Below are 23,443 nucleotides of genomic sequence, written 5' to 3' on the forward strand. Positions count from 1 at the left end.
ACAGTACTCCTTGTCAGATCCGTAAGAGGGGGGACAAGTTAAACGTAATGTAAAAGAATGTTTATGAAAGTAAATGGAATGAGAAATGTGAGGCGCAGAGAGTTTTTTCTTATTCGCGGAACGCGACAGGCAGGGAGGGAATGAAAAACGGGACAGCGCTCAGGCTGTCCCGTTAGGGATATCAAACAACCGGGCGGGCGACGACGCTGCGGGTTTCCATACGCACTTCGGCGATGGTCACTTCAATCAGGTCAGTGACGCGGTACACCACTTCACCTTTGATCTGCACAGTGCCATTTTCATTACTGCATACCAGCTCATCGCGCACGGCATGAATGAATGGCGCAGGAATAAAGGCTACCGCACCGTTATCCTGCAGGCGAACGCGCATGCCACCGCGGGAAACGTCGATCACTTCCGCGCTGAAGCGCTGGTCGGTGCCAACCGCCTTCTGCAGGAAGCGGGAGTAGAGCCAGTCACCCACATCACGCTCTGCCATACGATTCTGACGACGGCGCTCGGCCATTTTCACCGTCAGTTCATCAGCAGGACGGTGTGCCGTTTCGCCCTTAATGATCGCTTTCAGCAGGCGATGGTTAACCATGTCGCCAAACTTACGGATCGGTGAGGTCCAGGTGGCATACGCCTCCAGACCCAGGCCAAAGTGCGGCCCCGGCGTGATGCTGACCTCGGCAAACGACTGGAAGCGGCGAATACGGCTGTCGAGGAACTGCGTCGGCAGGGTATCCAGCTCACGACGCAGCGTGCGGAAGCCTTCCAGCGTGGCGATTGCCAGCGGATCGGCGACCACCCCGTGATTTGCCAGAACAGCAGCAGCCTGCTCGGCATTCACTTCGTCGAAGCCCAGGTGAACGTTATAAATACCAAAACCAAGCTTATCGCGCAGTACACTGGCCGCGCAGATGTTGGCGAGGATCATTGACTCTTCAACAATGCGATTGGCGATGCGGCGGTGTTCAGCAATGATATCCAGCACCTCGCCTTTCTCGCCCAGCAGGAAGCGGAAGTCAGGGCGATCTTTAAACACCAGCGCATGACGCTGACGCCATACGCTGCGCGCCAGACACAGGCGGTGCAGCAGGCGGATCTGTTCAGCAATATCTTCGCTTTCCGGCTGCCAGTCACTGGCACCGTCAGTTTCCAGCCAGTCGGAGACGTTGTCGTACACCAGCTTAGACTTGGATTCAATCCAGGCTGCAAAGAACTGAATGTCATCGCCCGGCGTACCATCAGCCGCCACCGTGACGCGGCACGCCAGCACCGGACGGCGCACGTTGGGGCGCAGAGAACAGATATCATCAGACAGCTGGCGTGGCAGCATCGGGATATTAAAACCCGGCAGGTAGTTGGTGAACGAGCGCTCGGCGGCAATCGCATCGAGCTGGCTGCCCGCCGGCACATAGGCTGTCGGATCGGCAATGGCGATCGTCAGCTTCAGCGCACCATCGGCGGCTTCTTCCACGTACAGCGCATCGTCCATATCTTCGGTACTGGCGCTGTCGATCGTCACGAAGGTGAGGGCGGTGAGGTCTTCACGCTCAAGCTGTTCGTCCAGCATCTCTTCCGGCGTGGCCACGTCCGGCGCTTCACGCTCCAGATTATGGCGTGAAAGAGTGACCCACCACGGCGCTAAATGGTCATCAGCCGTGGTAATAAATTCTGTGAGTTCAGCATAAAAACCGCGATCGCCTTTCAGGGGATGGCGACGCATTTCCGCAACGGCCCAGTCACCGGCCTGGAAGTCATGCTTCACATTTCGGTCAGGACGGCACTGAATGGCGTCTCTCAGCAGCGGATGGTCAGGAATAATCGACAGGCGGTCGTCTTTCTTCTGCACACGGCCGACAAAGCGGGTCAGGAACGGTTCTATCAGCGTTTCAGGATCGGCAACTTCACGATCTTTATCAGTCTGAATAACCGCACTCACGCGGTCACCGTGCATGACTTTTTTCATGAACGGCGGGGGAATAAAGTAGCTTTTCTGGGCATCGACTTCCAGGAAGCCAAAACCTTTTTCAGTGCCTTTTACCACACCTTCAACACGCGGCGTCTGGGAGTGGAGTTTCTCTTTAAGCTGCGCGAGCAGCGGGTTATCCTGGAACATAATTTCAACAGTTTTCGTGGCCTAAGAGCGGCAGACAGTTTTACGCGATTAACCGCGTCACGGCAAGTAAAAAGCCGTTACATCTACAGACACAGGGCGGCCGTTTTGTGCCAGCCGCCCTGTGATAATCAGGCGATGCGTAAGCCGGTTGTCGCCGGTGACAGGCTGATTTTCACCGGCACTGACTTAGACGTCGGCGTGCCGCTGCCGTCACCAAAACTGGAGAGCGGAACCAGTGGATTGGTTTCGGGATAATAGGCCGCAAGGTTACCGCGAGGGATCGCATAGGGCACCAGCTTGAACCCGCTGACTTTGCGGGTGATACCGTCGTTCCACAGGGTTTCAATGTCCACATTATCCCCGGCGGCGAAGCCCATTCTTTCCATATCTTGCTGGTTGATAAACAGCACTTCACGCTGACCGTAAACACCACGATAGCGGTCATCGAGCCCGTAGATTGTGGTGTTGTACTGGTCATGCGAGCGCAGCGTTTGCAGTGTGAAAGGCACCTCAACATCCAGCTGCGGGAACAGGGACGCGGGCAGGCTAGCGGCGCTGAACTGGGCTTTGTTGTGCAACGTGTTGAAACGCAGTTCGGCAGCAGCGTTGCCCAAATAGAACCCGCCTTTCAGGTCACATTTGGCATTAAAATCGCTGAATCCAGGCAAAGTAGCGGCAATATGATCGCGGATTTTGTTGTAATCACCGGCCAGCGACAGCCAGTCCACTTTCTCACTGCCAAGCACCGCATGGGCAATCCCGGCGACGATCCAGGTTTCAGAACGCTGGGTAGTAGCAATCGGTTTACCCACGCCTTCAGAGGCATGCACCATGCTGAAGGAGTCTTCCACGGTAATAAACTGCGGGCCGCTCGCCTGAATATCCTGCTCCGTGCGGCCCAGGGTGGGCAGGATCAGGGCATCAACCGCCCCCGGGCACAGGTGGCTGCGGTTGAGCTTGGTGCTGATCTGCACGGTCAGATCGCAGCGTTTCAATGCCTCTTCGGTGCGCGGGCTGTCCGGTGCAGCAGCGGCCAGATTGCCTCCCAGGGCGATCAGCACTTTTATCTCATCACGCAGCATCGCTTCCAGCGCTTCAACGGTGTTGTGGCCGCTCTCACGGGGTGGCTCAAAGTCAAAATGCTGCCCCAGACTGTCGAGAAACACCTGAGAGGGTTTTTCATCAATGCCCATCGTGCGGTTACCCTGCACGTTGCTGTGTCCACGCACCGGGCACAGGCCCGCGCCTTTCTTACCTAACTGGCCGAAAAGCAGTTGCAGATTGACAATTTCGCGTACGGTATCCACCGAGTGCTTATGCTGGGTGATGCCCATTGCCCACGTGCAGATCACCCGTTCTGAACTCTGATAAATCGCCGCCGCTTCACGGATCTGCTGTTCGCTCAGGCCCGACTGGCTGACAATATGTGACCATTCAGTGGCATCAACGGCGGCAAGGTACGCTTCCAGCCCCTCGGTTCTGGCATTGATAAATATCTCATCAAACAAACCTTTCTCACCGGCCGCCACCCGTGCACGGTGGTTTTCGGCCAGCACTTTCACCATACCGCGAACCGCCGCCATATCACCGCCGAGATTAGGCTGGTAATAAGTCGAGCTGATTTTGCCTGCCATGCTGGTGACGACTTCCAGCGGTTTCTGCGGATCGGCAAAGCGCTCCAGTCCCCGCTCGCGCAGTGTGTTAAACGTGACAATTTTCGCACCGTTATCGGCAGCATGGCGCAGGCTGTGCAGCATCCGCGGGTGGTTAGTGCCCGGGTTCTGCCCGAAGACAAAGATCGCATCTGCATGGTCAAAGTCGTCCAGGCGAATGGTGCCTTTCCCTACGCCAATACTGCGCTTCAGGCCGGTACCGCTGGCTTCATGGCACATATTTGAGCAGTCAGGGAAGTTGTTACTGCCGTTCATGCGGCCAAAGAGTTGATACAGCCATGAGGCTTCATTACTGGCACGCCCGGAGGTGTACAGCTCCATGCGATTCGGGTTATCCATCGCCTTAATATGGCGGGCGATCAGGGCGAAGGCATCGTCCCAGCTAATGGGCTCGTAGCGATCGGTGGCGCGGTTATAGCGCAGCGGTTCGGTCAGTCGGCCCTGATATTCAAGGAAATAATCACTCTGCTGACGCAGGGCGGACACGCTGTACTGGGCGAAGAAGTCTGCCCCGATATGGCGGCGGGTGGCTTCCCATGTGACGGCTTTAGCGCCATTTTCACAGAAGCTGAAGGTACTCTTGTTATCATCCCCCCAGGCACAGCCCGGGCAGTCAAAGCCTTTCGCCTTGTTCATACGCATCAGATTGCGCATGTTTTTTAACACCTGTTTGCTGTCGAAAACAAAACGGGTGGTCGCTTCCAGTGAACCCCAGCCGCCGGCGGCAGCGTCGTATGGCTTGATGGCTTCTTTAAATTTCATTTTTTCGCAGGCTTATGTTGATTAATTGTTAAGAAGTTATGACTTCTTTTTGGCGATTTTGCTATCCGAACGCGCCGTTGTCTAATTGATTGCAGAGATGGTGCGATAGGTGGCATTTATCGCGAAAAATGCGAAAGTGTGAAGTTGGTCAAAAAATATTCGCTTAAACGTCTGCGTGGCGCGGGCATCGTGGTTGATGCGACGCATACTTAGCCGGTTGTCATTACAGCGGGAGAGTCCTGATGAAAGAGTTTGCCAGTAAGATCCATGCCTTCGGCAAAGCCCTGATGATGCCGATTTCCGTCATTGCCGCCGCCGGTATTTTTCTGGGCGTGGCGGCGGCGCTGCAGAACCCGGTGATCACCGGGGAGACGTTTGCCAGTATGCAGGTACCCCAACTGGTGATTGGGTTTATCCGCAAAGTGGCCGGTGCGCTGTTTGCTAACCTGCCGCTGTTCTTCGCCGTTGCCAGTGCCATTGGTCTGGCGAAGGCGGAAAAGCCCACGGCGGCGTTTGCGTCGGTGATAGGCTTTATTGCTCTGCATGTCGGTATCAGCGCCACGCTGGGTGCCCGCGGGCTGACCGCGGCCACCACCACCGCCGCCGCGCTGCAACAGCAGGGGATGGATCAGACCGCCGCAATGATGACCTCGGCGGAATATATCCAGATGCTGGGGATTTTCACTTACAACATGAGCGTGCTTGGCGGGGTAATCGCCGGCCTGGTGACGGTCATGATCCACAATCGCTGTTATACGATCCAACTGCCGGCAGCGATTGCTTTCTTCGGCGGGCGGCGGTTTGTGCCGATCGTTACCGTGCTGGTGCTGCCCCTGATCGGCGTGCTGCTGGCCCTGATCTGGCCCACCATTGGCGCCGGCATTGCCTGGGTGGGAGAGCTGATCGGCAAAAGCGGCCAGTACGGCGCCTTTCTCTATGGCACCAGTGAACGGCTACTGATCCCGACCGGTCTGCACCATATTTTGAATGAAACGGTGCGCTTTACCCCCATCGGCGGTATTGCAACGGTAGACGGGCAGACCATTGTGGGCGCGCTGAATATTTTCAATACTTCACTCACCCATCCCGGATCGGTGCCGGATGCGACGGTGCAGGAAGCCACGCGTTTTCTGGCCCAGGGGAAAATCCCGGTAATGATGTTTGGCCTGCCTGCGGCCGCGCTGGCGATGTACCACTGCGCCCGGCCGGAACATAAGCAGCGAGTCAAGGCACTGGTGCTGGCCGGGGCGCTGACCTCTTTTACTACCGGCATTACTGAGCCACTGGAATTCTGCTTTATTTTCGTGTCGCCGGTGCTCTATCTCTTCCATGCCCTGTTGAGCGGGCTGTCGTTTATGCTCATGTCGCTGATGCACCTGATGATTGGCAATGTCCAGGGGGGGGCGATTGACCTGGTGGTGTTCGGGATCCTCGGCGGCAGTAAAACGGCGTGGTGGTGGAGCGTCGGGCTGGGGCTGATTTATGTGCCGATTTACTATTATGGTTTCCGCTTTATCATTCTGCGCATGAGGGTGGAGACGCCGGGCCGCGAGTCGGATGAGGCCCTACCGCAGGTTAGCGTCACGGCGGATGAACGTACCCGGGTGATCATCAGCGGACTGGGCGGCGAGGGCAATATCGAGGACGTTGACTGCTGCTTTACGCGTCTGCGGGTGAAGGTAAAACAGATGAATGAAGTCGTCGATCAGACGCTGATGACGACCGGTGCCAACGGTGTTAATCGCGTCAGCGACCACGACGTGCAGGTGATTTATGGGCCGCAGGTAGAAAAAATCGCGAATGACGTCAAAAGTGCGTTAGGGATGTCCTGAGCAGCCGGGTATGATGTCCGCTGAAGAATGGCGCTAACCTGCCGATAATATTGCGTAAATCTGATTACGCGGACAGGATACGGGTGACATGGACACGATGAAAACGACGGCGGTACTGCTGTTGCCGCTGCTGCTACTTGCTGGCTGTCAGCAAGAGGAAGATGAAGGCATTGCCAGGAAAATCAGGAATCTGTCTTATCTTTATCAGTTTGAGGCCATCCCCGGAAAACTGAAGAGCACCCATCAGACGATTTTCGAAGATAACGGTGAAAAGCGTTATGACGGGGTGTTTAATTTCGATAAAAACGGCTGCGTGACGGATTTTGAGGTCACTAATCTCGATATCGGCAGTATCAGCGCACGGCGGGAGAAAGACCAGCTCGTCGGAGAAGAAAATGGTAAACCCCTGGTGCTTAAACTGGACAGCGAGTGCAACGTGCTGTCCAAAACCAGCGGAAATTTTACCATTGATATCGCCTACAATAAGCAGGGCCTGATTTCCGGGCTCTCCTCCCACCAGTCCGATTTCCGCGTCGAACTGACCTATGATGCACAGGGCCGCCCGACAGGACAGAAAGCGTTCAGCGGCGATCGTCAGATTTCAGAAGGCGTACAAAAATACGCGTCAGACGCCGGTGATAAACCTTCTGATGCCGTCACGAAAAGCACAACGCCAGACGGCACCCGGCAGACCACCACCCGCTGTGAGTATCAGCAGGCCGTGCCTGTCAGCTGCATGTTCACGGTGAAAACGTCCACAAGTGACACGGTGACGGAACGCCATGCAAAGCTGGCCAGTGAGTTTTATTAACAGCAGCCCGCTCATCGGGATACGGTTTCGCACACAAATACGGGCTAAGATATCATCATAGTGGGCATCAAAAGGCATCATTATGAATAAAAATGACTAAACTGACAGGACTCACACTGCATGGATACGATGAAGACAACGCTGGCGCTGCTGTTGCCTGTGCTGCTGCTTACCGGCTGTAAGCATGAAGAACCCCGAGGCGTATCGACAACGGTCAGAAATATGTCGACGCTTTTTCTCTTCGAACCCATCCCCGGAAAGCTGAAAAGCACCCATCAGACGTTGTCCGGTGCCAGCGGTGAGAAAGAGCACGAAGTCACGGCCCGCTTCGACCAGCAGGGCTGTCTCACCGATGTTGACGTGACCAGCCTCTACTTAATTAACGACCGCAAAATCCACTCGAACACCAGCCTGCGCCGGGACAAAGATACGCTGGTCGGTGAGGAGAACGGTAAACCGGTATTGATGAAACTGGACGACAAGTGCAACGTTGTATCAAAAACCCGCGGCGATTCTACGCTGGACATCCGTTACAACGACCGTGGGCTGATTTCAGCTTTCTCGTCCACCCCGGATCCTCTGCGCATTGACATCACCTACGACGAGCAGGGGCGAATGGCCAGGCGGAATATGAGGGAAGGGGCTCGTCTGATCAGCGATGACAAACAGACATTTGCTCAGGCACAGGCGGATAAACTGCTGGATGGGGTGTTGATCACCACCTACCCGGCCTCGACCAGAGAAATCACCACGCGCTGTGAGTATCAGCAGGGCGTTCCCACTTCCTGCCGCTATACGATTAAAACCACGCCCGGTGATACCATCATTGAACGCCGGTCGACGCTGGTCAGTGAATTTTATTAGCAGCAGCCCGGCCGGCGGCGCACGCGTTCGCACACTAACGAAGACATCATCATAATGGACATTAAACAGCTCATCTATTTATGCAACCTGGAGCGTGAGCGCCACTTTGGCCGCGCCGCTGAGGCCAGCTTTGTCAGCCAGCCCACGCTTTCCATGCGTCTGAAAAATCTGGAGCGTGAGCTGGGGCTGTCGCTGATCAACCGCAGTAATAACTTTGATGGCTTCACGCCGGAAGGCGAGCGAGTACTCTCCTGGGCGCGGGAAATTGTCTCGGTCTATCAGGGACTAAAGCTGGAAGTCGAGTCTCTGAAGCACGGCGTGACCGGTACGTTGCGTCTCGGCGTGGTGCCCCAGTGCAGTATGTCACTGGCCGTGATGCTGAAAGCCATCAGCGATCGCTATCCCCAGCTCGACTACCGGGTCGCGGTGCTGAGTGCCGACCAGCTGCTGGAGGCACTGAACAGTCATACGGTGGATGTCGGCATCGGCTTCTTCGAGCTGGCGACGCTGCGTGAGTTGCATTTCCAGGCCGAGACACTGGCGGATAACGGCGTGGAGCTGCTTTATCATCCTCAGCATTTTCCGCAACTGGAAGGCGACAGTCTGCTGGCGCTGCACGATGTCGCGGCACTGCCGCTGTGCCTGGCAGAACAGACGCGCTATTTTCGTCGTTACGTTGACGGCCACTTCCGGGAGGCCGGGCTGTCGATGCGCGTTGTTCTGGAAACCACCTCGGTGTTCCAGCTGTTGCAGGGCGTTCAGGTAGGATTAGGGTGTATGGTATCGCCGGTCGGGCACCTGATCGACGGGATGACCAGCGGGCTGCAACGCCGCAAAATGGCGCTACCGCCCATGTCCCGCCAGGGGGCTGTGGTGATCGCGGAGCCGGGCCGCGCCACGCCCTTGGCGCAGCACTTTTTTGATGAGGTCAGGCGCTGGCTAATGAACTGATACCCAGCCCCTGCATCAGGCGGTTACCCCAACTGGTGGCGGCAACGCTGAGGATCACATCAAAGACCTGGCCGCTGCTCAACCCGGCATCTTTCAGCGGTTGAATATGCGCGGCGTTGACCCGCTCCGGGGATCGGGTCAGCTGTGCCGCAAGAGCGATTAACACCTGCTGCTGACTGTCTGCGGCTTTCAGCCCCTGTTCCACGCCCTCATGCAAGGCTGTAAAGAGGTCACTGTCTGCGGTGTAGCGTACGAAACAAGAGGCACTGCCGTTGATACGCGAGGTGACAGCAGCGGCCAGCCGCGACGCGCTGTGACTGCGCGCTGTTTTCAGGGTATCCAACAGACGTCCCCAGCCGTACAACACCTTACCGTCGTGCGCGAACAGCCAGGCAGCATCTTGCAGCTCCGACAGCGGCTGGCAAAAGGTTAACGCCTCAAGCTGGTCCGGTGCGGCATAGCGCAATTCCAGGGGGGGCAGCGCAGGACGCCACTGGCTGCCTGCCAGCAGCGTCTCAGAACAGGCATCAGGCGGGATGGTCACGCCGGGCATCCAGCGTACCGGCAGCGCCAGCATGGCGTGGATGCCTGCAACGACGCGGGCCTGATAGCTGACAAAGCCAACAATCTGACCGAGGCTGATGATATCGGGCGCACTTAAACCCACCTCGTCAAGACGCTGCACGGACACGGCGTCAATCAGCGTGGGCTGGCTGGCGAGCTGGCGAGCGTACTCGGTAATCTGCGTCAGACGATGATTACTCTCCCTTGATGAGTCCGGCCCCGGCAGCGGGTTCAGACGGGCAGCATAGTGGTTGCACAGTCGCTGCACACCGGTCACCTGGGCCACCGTCAGGGCGACGCTAAGACGATCGTAGAGCGTCAGAGTGTGGGTGAGTGTGGTGGTGAGTTCGGCCGGGAAAAGCAGCTGATAGAGATCGCGGGAAGCCAGCAGGATTGGCTGTCTTTCCTGCAAAATGGTGTTCAGTTCTCCTTCCAACTGCTGCGCCAGACCCAACAGAAAACGGTCTTCAACAGTGGCAGCTTCAGGCATCAGCGGCGCGCGCTGGGCGGGCAGGCTGGACTGGGTTTCATGATACCAGTGGTTATTGCCGGTAAAGCGGCGCTGTTCCATGATCATTCCTTTTCAATGACGGCACAGTTATCCTGGCGTAACCCGCAGCGCGAAAGAAATAATGATCCGTACTATCAAATAGCTGGAAAGCATAAGGAGGGGAAAGGGAGCCGGGCGACCCTGAATAGCCGCCCTCTGTGAATATTAACGATCTTTACGCCAGGCATCGGCAGTCAGTGCCTCACCAAAGTGGCTGGAGATCAGACGTCGGGTTAAATCATGTAGCGGGCAGGCCAGCACGTCAGCCGTACTGCCGCGTTCGACCACTTCGCCCTGGTGCATCACCAGCACCTTGTCACTGATGTGTTTCATCATGCCCAGATGCTGAGTCACGTAGATATAGGAAATTCCGTGTTTCGCCTGCAGCTCCAGCATCAGATTAATCAGCTGCGAACGCATCGACATATCCAGCGCAGCCAGCGCCTCATCGGCCACAATCACCTTGGGTTGGAGGATCAGGGCGCGCGCCAGTCCGATGCGCTGTTTCTGACCGGGCGCGAGCATGTGCGGATAATAGGAGGCGTGATCGCGTAACAGCCCCACCTGACGCAGCGTGGCGATGATACGCTTTTCCCGTTCCTCCGTGTTCAGCTCGGTATTCAGCCTCAACGGGAAATCCAGGATCTGACTGATACGCTGACGGGGATTAAGGGACGTCGAAGGGTCCTGAAATATCATACGGATACGCTGGCTGCGATAGCCATAATCGCCGTACTCCAGCGGATGATCGTCAATGACAATTTCACCGGCAGATGGGGCAATCATGCCGCTGAGCATGCGGGCAAGCGTTGACTTCCCGGAACCGTTTTCTCCGATGATCGCCAGCGTCTGGCGCTCCTGCAGAGTAAAACTGACGTCTTTGACGGCCTCAACGTGCTGTCGTCGGAACAGCCCGGTACGGTAACGGAACGTTTTACTCAGGTTGCGCACTTCCAGCAGCGTTTCAATCATGACTGACTCTCCATATTCAGTGGGAAGTGGCAGGCAAACAGGTGACTTTTCGATCCGGAGAGGCGCGGTGTTTCAATGCAGGTCTTCTGCGCGTAGGGACAGCGCGGGCCCAGGCGGCAGCCAATCGGTAAATGCTCCAGCGACGGGATCGCCCCCGGCAGTGTATTCAGGCGGCTTTTATGCGGCAGCGATCGGCCAAAATCGGGCATGGCGCGGATCAGGGCCTGGGTATAAGGATGGTGAGGCGCGGTGATCAGGTCTTCACTGAGCGCCGTTTCTACCGTTTGCCCGCAGTACATAACATTAATCCGGTCTGCCCAGTGACTGAGCATCTGCAGATCGTGACTGATCAACAGTATCGTGGTGTTATTATTCTGGTTCAGACGCGACAGCAGGCGGAAAATCTGCGCCTGGGTAGTCGGCTCCATGGCATTCGTCGGCTCATCCGCAATCAGCAGGCGTGGCTGATTCGCCAGCGCGATAGCAATCATGACCTTCTGACACTCCCCGTCAGTCAGCTCGTAGGGGAAGCTGCTCATAATGTCTTTGTGATCTTTGATACCCACGCGGTGCAGCAGCTCAATTGCCCGGCTGTGACGCCAGCCGAAGCGCTGATACCAGCGGCCTTTCCACGTCCAGCGAGGGATGGCCTGTTTGAGCTGAGTACCAATACTTTCCGATGGATCGAGGCACGACTGGGGTTCCTGAAAAATCATCGATACGTTATGGCCGACGATTTTACGTCGTTCACGTGGCGACAGATGGAGCAGGTCAATATCATCAAAGCGCATCCGGTCTGCGGTGATGCGCCAGTTATCCTTGGTCACGCCGCAGATAGCTTTGGCAATCAGGCTTTTACCTGAACCGGATTCACCGACCAGGCCACGCACTTCGCCTTCGGTCAGCGTCATACTGACCCGATCCACTGCTTTCACCGGCCCGTCGGCCGTCATAAATTCAATGGTCAGGTTACGAATATCGAGCAGCGGCATTATTCAACTCCCGCATCGATGGCCCGGCGAACGCCGTCACCCAACAGGTTAACAATCAAGACACTCAGCATAATCGCCGCGCCGGGTAACATCACGGTCCAGGGGGCAACATATATCAGCTCTAACGAATCACCCAGCATCGCACCCCATTCCGGTGAGGGAAGCTGGGCGCCTAAATCGAGAAAACCCAGCGCAGCGATATCGAGGATCGCCATGGACAGGGCACGGGTAAACTCCGTGACCAGCAGCGCCAGAATATTCGGCAGGATCGCATACCAAAGGATATCCAGACTGCTGGCGCCATCCAGACGGGCGGCTACCACATACTCTTTTTCCAGCTCTTCATGTACCGCACTGTAAATGGCGCGCACCAGTCGGGGAAGAATAGCCAGATAGACTGCCAGCATGGCGTGTTCCAGCCGGGGCCCGAGAAAAGCCACGACAATAATGGCCAGCAGCAGAGAAGGAATCGACAGCAGCGTGTCGAGAATATGATTCATTACCGCTGAACGCAGTCCGTGGGTCAGCCCGGCCATCACCCCAAGCACCATCGCACACAGCGAGGCTAAGAGCGTCACCACAATCGCTGAACCCACCGTCGGAGCGGCGCCGCTCAACAACCGGCTCAACAGGTCCCGCCCCAGATCGTCGGTGCCCAGGAAGAACGAGACGTCGCCATAATGTGACCACGAAGGGGGCAGAAGCTGATAGCCCAGAAACTGTTGATCCAGCCCATATGGCGCCAGCAGCCCGCCAAAAATACACAGCAGCAGCACGGCAATAAACGCGTAAAAACCGATCATCGCCGTGGTATCGCGATAGAACAGCCCCCACGTATGACGCAGTGGGCTGGGTGGCCGCTTTTCAGCGTAAATATTATCGGAGGGCATACCACTCCTTGTGTTTCAGCGGATTTGTCATAGCACCTAAAATATCTGAGAGCACGTTCACGGCAATCACCAGTCCACCCACGACCATCACCCCGGCGGAGATCGCCGCATAGTCCTGCTGGCGGATAGCATTAATCAGCCAGCGACCCAGCCCTGGCCAGCTGAAGACCATCTCCGTGATCATCGCCAGCGTCAGCATCGTCGAAAACTGCAGCCCCAGGCGGGGGATCACCGGCGGCAGCGCGTTATGCAGCACGTGGCGACGAATGATGGTCAACAGAGACAGCCCGCGCGTCGCCGCGGCCTTAACATAGTTCTGCTCCATGACTTCACGGGTGCTGATACGCAGCAGGCGGATCACCTCCGTGGTGGGGGCGACGGCCAGTGCGGTTACCGGCAGCACCATATGCTTCAGGGCGCTGATAATCATTTCATGGCGCCATGGTGAGTCGGTCAGCCAGGCGTCAATCAGCGCAAATCCGGTGAGCTGCTGTACGGGATAAAGCAGGTCTAAACGTCCGGAAACCGGCAGCCAGCCGAGATTGAGCGAGAAAAACAGCGTCAGTAGCAGTGCCAGCCAGAATACCGGCAGCGAAAAGCCCAACAGCGCCACTGCGCTGATCGCCTTATCCTGCCACTTGTTACGCATGACCCCGGCGGCGATACCCAGCGGGATGCCGACCATCAGCGCGAGGGAGAAGGCCATGAAGCAGAGCTCCAGCGTGGCCGGAAATACCTCCCGCAACTGCAGATTGATGGACTGACCGTTAATGCTGGATACGCCGAAATCCAGCTGCAGGATGCCCTTAAACCAGAACCACCAGGCATCCAGCAGTGAGGCCCCCTGCAGAGGGGCGTGAGGGGTAAAGTAGCTGAGGCTGAATCCAAGCAGCGTCAGCATAAACAGCGTGACAATAAACAGCACCAGCCTGCGAAGCGTATAGATAATCACGGTGACTTCTCCTTGCCGTCATCACGGTGGACACCCGCAAATGAAGCATTACCGAATGGGCTCAGTACCAGACCTTTAATGTCGTAGCGATAAGCCTGCAACCGAAGGGAATAGGCCAGCGGCAGAACGGGCAGTTCCTGAGACAGCATCGCCTGAGCGCGATCGTAATAGTCGATGCGTTTCGCCAGCTGTTGCGACAGCAGCGCTTTGTGCAGTAATTCATCAAAGCCAGAATTACACCAGTGAGCATAATTTGTTTGTGACGCAATGGCTGCACAGCTGAGGAGAGGGCGGAAGAAGCTGTCCGGGTCATTACTGTCCGTTGCCCACCCCGTCAGCGTCAGGTCGTGATTCATCTCCATCAGCCGTGCCTCCTGGAAGCGGCCTTCAACCTGCACGATGGTGACTTTCACGCCCACCTGCGCCAGGTCCGCCTGGATTAACTCTGCTGTTTTCATCGGGCTTGGGTTCCACGACTGCGAGGCAGAAGGGACCCACAGGTTCAGATGCAGATCTTCAATGCCCAGCGCCTTCAATGCCTCGCGTGCCTTCTGCGGGTTATACGGCGTCACCCGCGCATCGGTGTCGTAGGCCCAGGAGGCACGAGGCAGAATAGAGGCGGCAGTTTCTGCCGTGCCGTAATAAATAGACTCCATCAGGCGTTCATTGTTGATCGCCAGCGCCAGTGCCTGACGCACTTCGGGGCGGTCAAGCGGCGCTTTGCGGGTATTGAATGCCAGATAGGCAATATTCATCCCGGGCCGCAGTGTCAGGCGCAGACGAGGGTCGTCGCGTAAAACTGACAGCTGACTGGCTGCAGGGTAGGCCAGCACATCACACTCGCCCGTCAGCAGCTTAGACATGCGGCCGGTGCCACCTGCGCCCATATCAATCACCACCTGTGACATACGCGGCTTACCTTTCCAGTAGGCATCGTTTCGCTGCAGACGAACGTACTGGCCGGCGCGGTAGTCATTGAGCATAAAAGGCCCGGTACCTACCGGTTCCCGATCCAGCTGTTCCTGGCGATCGACCCGGGTCAACTGGTCGGCATACTCCGCTGACAGTACGGGCGCATAGTGGGTGGCCAGGTGCCAGAGAAATGAGGCATCGGGACTGTTAAGACGGATCTCTACCGTATTTTTGTCCAGTTTCCTCACGCTCTGTACCGCGTCTGAAAACTGCAGGCTGTCAAAATAGGGGTAGCTGCCGCCGTTCACATTATGCCAGGGATGCTTGCGGTTAAATATCCGTTCAAAGCTGAACACGACGTCATCGGCGTTCATCGTCCGGGTGGGGGTAAACCACGCGGTCTTCTGGAAGGGAACCTTCTGCCTGAGATGGAAACGATAGGTCGCGCCGTCATCCATCACCTCCCAACTTTCAGCCAGTTCGGGGATCAGCCGGTAGGTATAAGGGTCAACGTCAAGCAACCGATCATAAAGCTGCGCAGCGAGGGTATCAACCACCAGTCCACTGCTGGCCAGCTGAGGGTTAAAGGTATTCATCACGCCATTAACGCAATACACGAAGCCGCTCTGGCGAATATCGCCAGGCGTTGATGACCAGACCGGAGCACTCAGCGTACTCAGGCTGAGAAGCAGAGTAGAGATTAGTTTGCGCATAACTCTTCTGAAAATTCAGGCAATAAACACAGTGTACCGCACTCTCAGGCTGCACCCAAAGTTTGCAGCGGGTCGTCACCGTTTTTCGGCAGAAAGATCGCCAGAGAGAAAGTGGGGGAGGCGAATACGCCTGATCTTGCTGTGGTAATGAGAAAAATTCTCAACAAAATGCTTTACAGATAAGATTGAGAATGATTATTATTCACCTGCGCTTTAACGGTGGCTCTGCCGTTAAGGAGCACGACATTGCTCACATTGCTTCCAGTATTATTTAGCCCGCTTAATGCGGGCTTTTTTTTGCCCGCCACCCACGACATCAGGCTTCATCAAAATTAATATCATGCTTTTTCAGCATGGCCCGTAACTGGTGATAAGTGACACCCAGCAGTTCAGCGGCCCGGCGCTGATTAAAACGGGCCTGGCTCAGCGCTTTTTCGACCAGCGCTTTTTCCTGGCGACTCTGCCAGTGACGCAAATCGAAAGGCAGCGCCGGCAGAACCTCCCCTGCGGGCGCTGACCGCGTGTTTTCAGGTTCCGCACGCTGGAAAGGGTTCACAATAATGTTATCCAGGGGGATTTCGCTGCTGGCGTGACGGTAAACCGAGCGCTCAACCACGTTTTTCAATTCACGCACGTTGCCCGGCCAGGCGTAATCCAGCAGACGCTGTTCTGCCCCGGCGGTGAAACCGGGAAACAGCGTCAGTCCCAGCTCACGGCACATCTGAATAGCAAAATGCTGCGCCATCACCAGAATGTCGCTTCGACGTTCGCGCAGCGGGGGCAGTTGCACCACATCAAATGCCAGCCTGTCCAGCAGGTCGGCGCGGAACTTACCCTCCCGCGCCAGCAGCGGCAGATCGGCATTGGTGGCGCAAACCAGCCGCACGCTGACCTGCAGCGGCTGACTGCCGCCGACGCGCTCCAGCTGACCGTATTCAATCACCCGCAGTAGTTTTTCCTGAACCAGCATCGGCGCCGTCGCCAGCTCATCAAGAAAAAGCGTCCCGCCATCGGCACGCTCAAAGCGCCCGAGATGGCGCTTCTGCGCGCCGGTAAACGCCCCGGCCTCATGGCCAAAAAGTTCTGAATCCAGCAGGTTTTCATTCAGCGCCGCGCAGTTAAGCGAGATAAACGGCCCCTGCCAGCGCTCAGACAGATAGTGCAGTCGACTGGCAATCAGCTCTTTCCCGGTGCCGCGCTCACCGATCACCAGCACCGGCTTATTCAGTGGTGCCAGACGTGAAACCTGTTCCAGAACGTCGATAAAATTGTTGGACTCGCCAAGCAGGGTATCTGGGTTTTCGTTCATCATTAATTTCACCAGGTGTTAGTGATAAAAACCACTTTAGTCTCACCCCATACCGGTGTAAAGGGAGCAGGTCATTTAAAATCAATAAGATAAAAACTGGCACGGCTTTTGAATAGTGTTATGCAGCTTAACCGTATTATTCGACAACCGGCGTAATGCCAGACTATGACTGAAAGAGGATTTTGATTATGGGTATTTTTTCCCGCTTTGCCGACATCGTGAACGCCAATATTAACTCCCTGCTGGAGAAAGCAGAAGATCCGCAGAAGCTGGTGCGCCTGATGATCCAGGAGATGGAAGATACGCTGGTTGAAGTGCGTTCCACCTCAGCCCGGGCCCTGGCCGAGAAGAAACAGTTACAGCGCCGTATCGAGCAGGCAGAAACGCAGCAGGCCGAATGGCAGGAAAAAGCCGAACTGGCCCTGCGTAAAGAAAAAGACGATCTGGCACGCGCAGCGCTGATGGAAAAACAGAAACTCACCGACCTGACGGCATCGCTGCAGCAGGAAGCCGGCCAGGTGGAAGAGAGCCTGACGCGGATGAAAGGTGAAATTGGTGAGCTGGAAAGTAAACTGAGCGAAACCCGTGCCCGTCAGCAGGCGCTGACGCTGCGCCATCAGGCGGCATCCTCATCACGCGATGTGCGTCGCCAGCTCGACAGCGGCAAAATTGATGACGCCATGGCCCGTTTTGAATCCTTCGAGCGCCGTATCGACCACATGGAAGCGGAAGCCGAAAGCCACAGCTTTGGCAAAAAGAAATCGCTCGATCAGGAGTTCGCTGAGTTACAGGCTGACGATGAAATCAGCCAGCAGCTGGCGGCGCTGAAAGCAAAAATGAACCGCAGTGAGTAACGGAGCTGGCCACGGCGGTGGCCGGCATCGCTAAGATTAACTATCAAGGAACGTGAATGAGTGTCTTCATTATTGCCATACCCCTGACGTTGTTTCTGCTGTTTGTCGCGCCGATCTGGCTCTGGCTGCATTACACAAAACGCCAGAATGGTGGGGCGGAACTGACGCAGAATGAACTGCAGCGTCTGCAACAGCTGACCCAGGACGCACGTAAAATGCGTGAACGTATCCAGGCGCTGGAAGCCATCCTCGATGCCGAGCATCCTCACTGGAGGCAGCCATGATTCAGAAGAAACTGTACTGCATCCCGGAACAGGGAAAGCTGAAAGGCGTCTGCGCCGGGATTGCCGAATACCTGGGCGTGCCGGTTTTGCTGGTCCGCGTTATCGTGGTGATGTCGTTGTTTTTCGGCCTCTTTGTCCTGACTATCGTCGGCTACTTCCTGCTGGCAACGCTACTGCCGGACCTGCCGGCCAGCGAGCAGGGGCGAGATAAACCGCTCAGTGCGCGACAGTTGCTGGATGAATTAAGCGCAGAGCTGAACGGCGGGGAACGGGAGTTACGTGAGGTGGAGCGTTATGTCACCTCAGAAACCTTTAGCGTGCGCAGCCGGTTCAGCCAGCTGTAATCTACGGTTCTTTTTCAGGAGTGTATTAATGAGAAACTGGCAGCCCCACCCGCGCCTGAAAAAGGCCGGTAAATTTGTGCTGATCAACGCGCTGACTTATGGCCCGGCAGGGTTAAGCGGCTGGGCGGTGAAGTCCGTCGCCCGCAGGCCATTAAAAATCCTGCTGGCCTGGGCGCTTGAGCCGCTGTTTAAACGCGTGCTGCGCCGGGTCACCGCACGCTGGGTGAAACCCACCCCCTGAGTCAGAGAAGCGGCAATGGCAGGAGGATGTTACGATAAGGAATATTAACGATAAGGTGCCAATGCCACAGATGAAACGACTACAACATGAATTGCTGTCGCTGGTGAACCGCGGCGCGGATCGCCATCTTCGCCTGGCGGTGACCGGATTAAGCCGCAGCGGCAAGACCGCTTTTATCACCTCCCTGGTTAACCAACTGCTTAACGTCAATTCCGGTGCGCGTCTGCCGATGTTCTCTGCGGTGCGCGAGCAGCGCCTGCTGGGCGTTAAACGCGTGCCACAGCGCGACCTTGGCATCCCGCGTTTTACCTATGATGAAGGTGTGGCGCAACTGTACGGCACGCCGCCAGACTGGCCAACCCCCACCCGGGGCGTGAGTGAAATGCGACTGGCGTTACGCTACCGTTCGCAGGCCTCCCTGCTGCGCCATTTTAAAGAAACCTCCACGCTTTATCTGGAAATTGTCGATTATCCCGGTGAATGGCTGCTCGACCTGCCGATGCTGGAACAGGATTACCTGAGCTGGTCACGACAGATGACTGGCCTGCTGCAGGGCGATCGCGCGGTATGGGCACAGCGCTGGCGTCAGTTGTGTGAAGGCCTTGACCCGCTGGCACCCGCCGATGAAAACCGCCTGGCTGCGATCGCCGCCGCCTGGACCGATTACCTGCAGCGCTGTAAACAGGAAGGACTGCACTTTATCCAGCCCGGCCGCTTTGTGCTGCCCGGCGAAATGGCCGGTGCCCCGGCGCTGCAATTTTTCCCGTGGCCCGAGGTGGTGGAAGGGGGCGAAACCCGCCTGGCGCAGGGGGATGCCGCCAGCAATATCGGCATGCTGCGTGCCCGCTATCAGTATTACTGCCAGCACGTGGTGAAGGACTTTTATAAGAATCACTTTCTGCGCTTCGACCGGCAGATTGTTCTGGTGGATTGCCTGCAGCCGCTCAACAGCGGGCCGCAGGCGTTTAACGACATGCGCCTGGCGCTGACGCAGCTGATGCAGAGTTTTTCGTACGGCCAGCGCACCCTGTTTCGCCGGCTGTTTTCTCCGGTCATCGACAAGCTGCTGTTTGCGGCGACCAAATCCGATCATGTTACCGCCGATCAGCACGCCAATCTGGTGTCGCTGCTCCAGCAGCTGGTACAGGACGCCTGGCAGAACGCCGCGTTTGAAGGCATCAGGATGGACTGCATCGGTCTGGCCTCGGTACAGGCCACACAGAGCGGCCACGTCGATCATCAGGGCGAGAGTATCCCGGCCCTGCGTGGCCACCGTCTGGCCGACAACACTCCGCTGACCGTCTATCCGGGCGAAGTCCCGCCGCGTCTGCCGGGCAATGCATTCTGGCAGGATCAGGGTTTTCATTTTGAACAGTTCCGCCCGCAGGATCTGGATGTTGACCGGCCGCTGCCGCATATCCGGATGGACGCGGCGCTGGAATTTCTTCTGGGAGATAAACTGCGATGACCGCACCGATTAAACCGCGTATCGATTTTGCCCAGCCGCTAAGTGATGAACCGGCCCCCATCCTGCGCCCGTCAAAGGCATTTGCCGCGCAGCAGGATCAGTTTGTCGCTGTTGACCCGCAGCCGGACGTCGAACCTGAAGGCCCGGGAGAGCTGGCGGTCGAAGCCGCGCTGCGCCCCAAACGCAGCCTGTGGCGCAAGATGGTGATCACCGGTCTGAGTCTGTTTGGCGTCAGCGTGGTGGCGCAGGGCGTTCAGTGGACGCATCAGGCCTGGGTGGCTCAGGACTGGATTGGTCTGGGCGGGGGCATTGCCGGAGGGCTGATCGTAGCGGCGGGGGCCGGATCGCTGATCGGTGAATGGCGACGTCTGTATCGACTGCGCGAACGTGCGGAAGAACGCGATGTTGCGCGCGAGCTACTGGCCAGCCACGGTAGCGGTCAGGGCCGGGCATTTTGTGAAAAACTGGCAGAGCAGGCGGGGCTGGCGTCCGGGCATCCGGCCCTGCAACGCTGGCACGCCTCACTGCATGAAACCCAAAACGATCGCGAGGTCGTCGAGCTGTACGCCCAGCTGGTGCAGCCGGTACTGGATCGGCAGGCCCGCCGCGAAATCAGCCGCTATGCCGCTGAATCGACGCTGATGATCGCCGTCAGCCCGCTGGCGCTGGTCGATATGGCCTTTATAGCCTGGCGTAACCTGCGCCTGGTGAACCGTATCGCCGCCCTCTACGGCATTGAACTGGGCTATTTCAGCCGCCTGCGGCTGTTCCGTCTGGTTCTGCTGAACATCGCGTTTGCCGGGGCATCAGAGCTGATCCGTGAAGTGGGTATGGACTGGATGTCACAGGATCTTGCCGCCCGACTTTCCACCCGCGCCGCCCAGGGGATCGGTGCCGGTCTGCTGACCGCCCGGCTGGGAATTAAAGCCATGGAACTGTGCCGTCCGCTGCCGTGGCTGGAAGGGGATAAGCCGCGCCTTGGGGACTTCCGTCGTGAACTGATCGGCCAGTTAAAAGAGAGCCTGCAGCGCAGTGGCAAGAACGAGAAGTGAACAGACTGTCAACTTTTCATGACAGAACACTTCTGGCGTGGCAAGGGATAGCGTATTATCCATGAATACGCTCCGCACGGTTGATAACAAAGGTTAAAACGCATGCGTCTTGAAGTCTTTTGCCAGGACCGAATCGGCCTGACCCGCGAACTGCTGGATCTGCTGGTTGAACGCCGTATCGATCTGCGCGGCATCGAAATTGCCGCCATTGGCCGCATCTATCTTAATTTCTCCACCATCAGCTTTGAGCAGTTCAGCCAACTGATGGCCGAGATCCGCCGTATCCCTGGCGTGACCGACGTACGTACCGTCTCCTTCCTGCCCTCCGAGCGCGAACACCGCGCCCTGAGCGCGCTGCTGGTGGCGCTGCCGGATCCGGTCTTTTCCATTGATTTGAAAGGCAAAGTGGAGCTGGCTAATCCGGCGGCAGAAAGTCTGTTTTCATTTAATGAAGAAAAGATGCGTAATTACGGTGTCGCATCGCTCATTACCGGGTTTAATTTTCAACGCTGGCTGGAGAGCGAGCGAATTGAGTCTGAGGCGCACCACGTGGTACTGCAGGGGCGCGACTTCCTGATGGAAGTCACGCCGATCTACGCTCAGGAAGAAGAAAGCGGGACACCCAGTCCCGTCGGTGGCGTGGTGTTACTGAAGTCCACCGCCCGCATGGGGCAGCAGTTGCAGAATCTGGCGGTCAACGATGACAGCGAATTTCAGCATATTGTGGCCGTCAGCGGCAAAATGCGCCAGGTTGTGGATCAGGCGAGAAAACTGGCGATGCTGGATGCCCCCCTGCTGATCGTAGGCGATACTGGCACCGGCAAAGATATGCTGGCACGCGCCTGTCACCTGCGCAGTGCGCGGGGTAAAAAGCCGTTCCTTGCGCTGAACTGTGCCTCACTGCCGGATGATGTCGCGGAAAGTGAGCTGTTCGGCCATGCCGCAGGAGCATACCCCAACGCGCTGGAAGGCAAAAAAGGGTTCTTCGAGCAGGCCAGCGGTGGGTCAGTACTGCTGGATGAGATCGGTGAAATGTCACCGCGCATGCAAACCAAATTGCTACGTTTTCTTAACGACGGTACCTTCCGCCGCGTGGGTGAAGAGCATGAGGTGCATGTTAACGTCAGGGTCATCTGCGCCACACAAAAAAACCTTATGGAGCTGGTGCAGCGCGGCGAGTTCCGCGAAGATCTCTTCTACCGGCTCAATGTGCTGACGCTGAATCTGCCGCCGCTGCGCGAACGTCCACAGGATATCCTGCCGCTGACCGAAATGTTCGTGGCACGCTTTGCTGATGAGCAGGGGGTCGCTCGGCCAAAACTCTCCTCCCAGCTAAACGCCTTCCTCACGCGGTACACGTGGCCGGGCAATGTTCGTCAGCTGAAAAATGCCCTGTATCGGGCGCTGACGCAGCTGGAGGGCAACGAGTTACGTCCTCAGGATATTGTCCTGCCGGAGTATGCGATGGAGATGCCGCTGGCCGATGACGCCATTGAGGGGTCGCTGGACGACATTACCAGCCGTTTCGAGCGTTCGGTGCTGACCCGGCTCTATCTTTCTTATCCGAGCACGCGCAAGCTGGCAAAACGCCTTGGCGTATCCCATACGGCGATTGCCAATAAGCTGCGTGAATACGGATTGAGTCAGAAAAAAGCGGATACAGAGTAATCGCAGGGTTGGCGGAAGAGTACTGGCAGGAGGGCAGACTGCGTGAGCAGTCTGCCCTGAGAATTACTTCAGCGATGCCAGAGCGGCGTCGTAATCCGGTTCAGTGGTAATTTCACTGACCAGCTGGCTGTAGATGACTTTATCCTGCTCATCCAGCACCACCACGGCACGAGCCGTCAGTCCGTTCAGTGGCCCATCAACAATGGCAACACCGTAGTCTTTTTTGAACTCACTGCCGCGCAGGGTAGAGAGTGTTACGACGTTGCTCAGGCCATCAGAGCCACAGAAGCGTGACTGGGCAAAGGGCAGATCGGCAGAAATACAGAGCACCACGGCATTATCAACTTCACCCGCCAGTTGATTAAACTTGCGCACGGATGTTGCGCAGACGCCGGTATCAATACTTGGGAAGATGTTCAGAACTTTGCGTTTGCCCGCATAGTGGGACAGAGAGACATCGGAGAGATCTTTGGCCACCAGGGTGAACGGTTTTGCCGCCTGGCCCGGCGCTGGCAGTTGCCCGTCAACGGAAACCGGGTTGCCCTGGAAATGTACGGTCTGAGACATAATCTATCCTTTTAATGTTAATGGTGTTTAACCTGCTTCAGTGTATGCCATGCTGAAGCAGTGAGACAGTATAAATACGACATAATATGCGCC

At 56.9% G+C, this 23,443-nt stretch carries 21 protein-coding genes; 11 read left to right on the forward strand and 10 right to left on the reverse strand.

Annotated features, from left to right (window positions below):
* Window positions 1-181: 181 nt before the first annotated feature.
* Together K6L24_RS10420 and K6L24_RS10425 are read right to left on the reverse strand one after the other, a co-directional pair.
* Entirely contained in the window at window positions 182-2,125 is a 1,944-nt protein-coding gene (locus K6L24_RS10420; RefSeq protein WP_062743166.1) for an exoribonuclease II, read from the reverse strand.
* Between the two features lie 128 nt (window positions 2,126-2,253).
* Complete coding sequence (locus K6L24_RS10425) at window positions 2,254-4,560, reverse strand: FdhF/YdeP family oxidoreductase (RefSeq protein ID WP_137269382.1); 2,307 nt, start codon at window positions 4,558-4,560, stop codon at window positions 2,254-2,256.
* A 242-nt stretch (window positions 4,561-4,802) separates the two neighbouring features.
* On the opposite strand from K6L24_RS10425, the gene K6L24_RS10430 reads away from it, so the two are divergent.
* From K6L24_RS10430 to K6L24_RS10445, 4 genes are all read left to right on the forward strand, one after another.
* On the forward strand, window positions 4,803-6,392 hold the full coding sequence (locus K6L24_RS10430; protein ID WP_062743168.1) for a PTS transporter subunit EIIC: 1,590 nt from the start codon (window positions 4,803-4,805) through the stop codon (window positions 6,390-6,392).
* Window positions 6,393-6,480: 88 nt separating this feature from the next.
* Window positions 6,481-7,203, forward strand: a complete 723-nt coding sequence (locus tag K6L24_RS10435; RefSeq protein WP_137269381.1) for a YnfC family lipoprotein — start codon at window positions 6,481-6,483, stop codon at window positions 7,201-7,203.
* 120 nt (window positions 7,204-7,323) lie between these two features.
* Complete coding sequence (locus tag K6L24_RS10440) at window positions 7,324-8,067, forward strand: YnfC family lipoprotein (RefSeq protein WP_222682275.1); 744 nt, start codon at window positions 7,324-7,326, stop codon at window positions 8,065-8,067.
* A 54-nt stretch (window positions 8,068-8,121) separates the two neighbouring features.
* Window positions 8,122-9,018 (forward strand): LysR family transcriptional regulator, encoded by an 897-nt coding sequence (locus K6L24_RS10445; protein WP_062743171.1) that lies wholly within the window; start codon window positions 8,122-8,124, stop codon window positions 9,016-9,018.
* Here the strand turns inward: K6L24_RS10445 and K6L24_RS10450 are convergent.
* From K6L24_RS10450 to pspF, 7 genes are all read right to left on the reverse strand, one after another.
* Entirely contained in the window at window positions 8,996-10,153 is a 1,158-nt protein-coding gene (locus K6L24_RS10450) for a CMD domain-containing protein (protein WP_062743172.1), read from the reverse strand. The two genes, K6L24_RS10445 and K6L24_RS10450, sit on opposite strands and share 23 nt — an antisense overlap.
* A 144-nt stretch (window positions 10,154-10,297) precedes the next feature.
* Window positions 10,298-11,104, reverse strand: coding sequence for a putrescine export ABC transporter ATP-binding protein SapF (gene sapF, locus K6L24_RS10455; RefSeq protein ID WP_222682276.1), 807 nt, complete (start codon window positions 11,102-11,104; stop codon window positions 10,298-10,300).
* A complete protein-coding gene (gene sapD / locus K6L24_RS10460) occupies window positions 11,101-12,096 on the reverse strand; it encodes a putrescine export ABC transporter ATP-binding protein SapD (protein WP_222682277.1) in 996 nt (331 codons plus the stop codon). The genes sapF and sapD overlap by 4 nt, the downstream gene beginning before the upstream one ends.
* Entirely contained in the window at window positions 12,096-12,986 is an 891-nt protein-coding gene (gene sapC / locus K6L24_RS10465; RefSeq protein WP_062743175.1) for a putrescine export ABC transporter permease SapC, read from the reverse strand. Before sapC ends, sapD begins: the two co-directional genes overlap by 1 nt.
* Window positions 12,973-13,938: a putrescine export ABC transporter permease SapB gene (gene sapB, locus K6L24_RS10470; RefSeq protein WP_062743176.1), complete on the reverse strand. Its 966-nt coding sequence runs from the start codon at window positions 13,936-13,938 to the stop codon at window positions 12,973-12,975. The genes sapC and sapB overlap by 14 nt, the downstream gene beginning before the upstream one ends.
* Complete coding sequence (sapA, locus tag K6L24_RS10475; RefSeq protein WP_222682278.1) at window positions 13,935-15,563, reverse strand: ABC transporter substrate-binding protein SapA; 1,629 nt, start codon at window positions 15,561-15,563, stop codon at window positions 13,935-13,937. Before sapA ends, sapB begins: the two co-directional genes overlap by 4 nt.
* A 316-nt stretch (window positions 15,564-15,879) precedes the next feature.
* Window positions 15,880-16,875 (reverse strand): phage shock protein operon transcriptional activator, encoded by a 996-nt coding sequence (pspF, locus tag K6L24_RS10480; RefSeq protein WP_062743178.1) that lies wholly within the window; start codon window positions 16,873-16,875, stop codon window positions 15,880-15,882.
* Between the two features lie 185 nt (window positions 16,876-17,060).
* Between pspF and pspA the strand changes: the two genes are divergently transcribed.
* The 7 genes from pspA (at window position 17,061) to tyrR (ending at window position 22,783) form a co-directional block, all read left to right on the forward strand.
* The gene (gene pspA / locus K6L24_RS10485) at window positions 17,061-17,726 is read left to right on the forward strand and encodes a phage shock protein PspA (RefSeq protein ID WP_062743179.1); all 666 of its coding nucleotides are present in this window, start codon (window positions 17,061-17,063) and stop codon (window positions 17,724-17,726) included.
* Between the two features lie 56 nt (window positions 17,727-17,782).
* A complete protein-coding gene (gene pspB, locus K6L24_RS10490; protein WP_062743180.1) occupies window positions 17,783-18,010 on the forward strand; it encodes an envelope stress response membrane protein PspB in 228 nt (75 codons plus the stop codon).
* Window positions 18,007-18,354, forward strand: coding sequence for an envelope stress response membrane protein PspC (gene pspC, locus K6L24_RS10495; protein ID WP_062743181.1), 348 nt, complete (start codon window positions 18,007-18,009; stop codon window positions 18,352-18,354). The genes pspB and pspC overlap by 4 nt, the downstream gene beginning before the upstream one ends.
* 28 nt (window positions 18,355-18,382) lie before the next feature.
* Complete coding sequence (pspD, locus tag K6L24_RS10500) at window positions 18,383-18,595, forward strand: phage shock protein PspD (protein ID WP_062743182.1); 213 nt, start codon at window positions 18,383-18,385, stop codon at window positions 18,593-18,595.
* Window positions 18,596-18,665: 70 nt separating this feature from the next.
* Entirely contained in the window at window positions 18,666-20,063 is a 1,398-nt protein-coding gene (locus K6L24_RS10505) for a YcjX family GTP-binding protein (RefSeq protein ID WP_062743419.1), read from the forward strand.
* A complete protein-coding gene (locus tag K6L24_RS10510) occupies window positions 20,060-21,115 on the forward strand; it encodes a YcjF family protein (RefSeq protein ID WP_062743183.1) in 1,056 nt (351 codons plus the stop codon). The genes K6L24_RS10505 and K6L24_RS10510 overlap by 4 nt, the downstream gene beginning before the upstream one ends.
* A gap of 102 nt (window positions 21,116-21,217) precedes the next feature.
* Window positions 21,218-22,783 carry a transcriptional regulator TyrR gene (tyrR, locus tag K6L24_RS10515; RefSeq protein WP_062743184.1) on the forward strand — a complete coding sequence of 522 codons (1,566 nt, stop codon included), beginning with the start codon at window positions 21,218-21,220 and terminating at the stop codon, window positions 22,781-22,783.
* Window positions 22,784-22,846: 63 nt separating this feature from the next.
* On the opposite strand, the gene tpx is transcribed toward tyrR, so the two are convergent.
* Window positions 22,847-23,350 carry a thiol peroxidase gene (gene tpx, locus K6L24_RS10520; protein WP_062743185.1) on the reverse strand — a complete coding sequence of 168 codons (504 nt, stop codon included), beginning with the start codon at window positions 23,348-23,350 and terminating at the stop codon, window positions 22,847-22,849.
* Between the last annotated feature and the right edge of the window lie 93 nt (window positions 23,351-23,443).

It is taken from the genome of Erwinia persicina (assembly GCF_019844095.1).
Classification (GTDB): domain Bacteria; phylum Pseudomonadota; class Gammaproteobacteria; order Enterobacterales; family Enterobacteriaceae; genus Erwinia; species Erwinia persicina.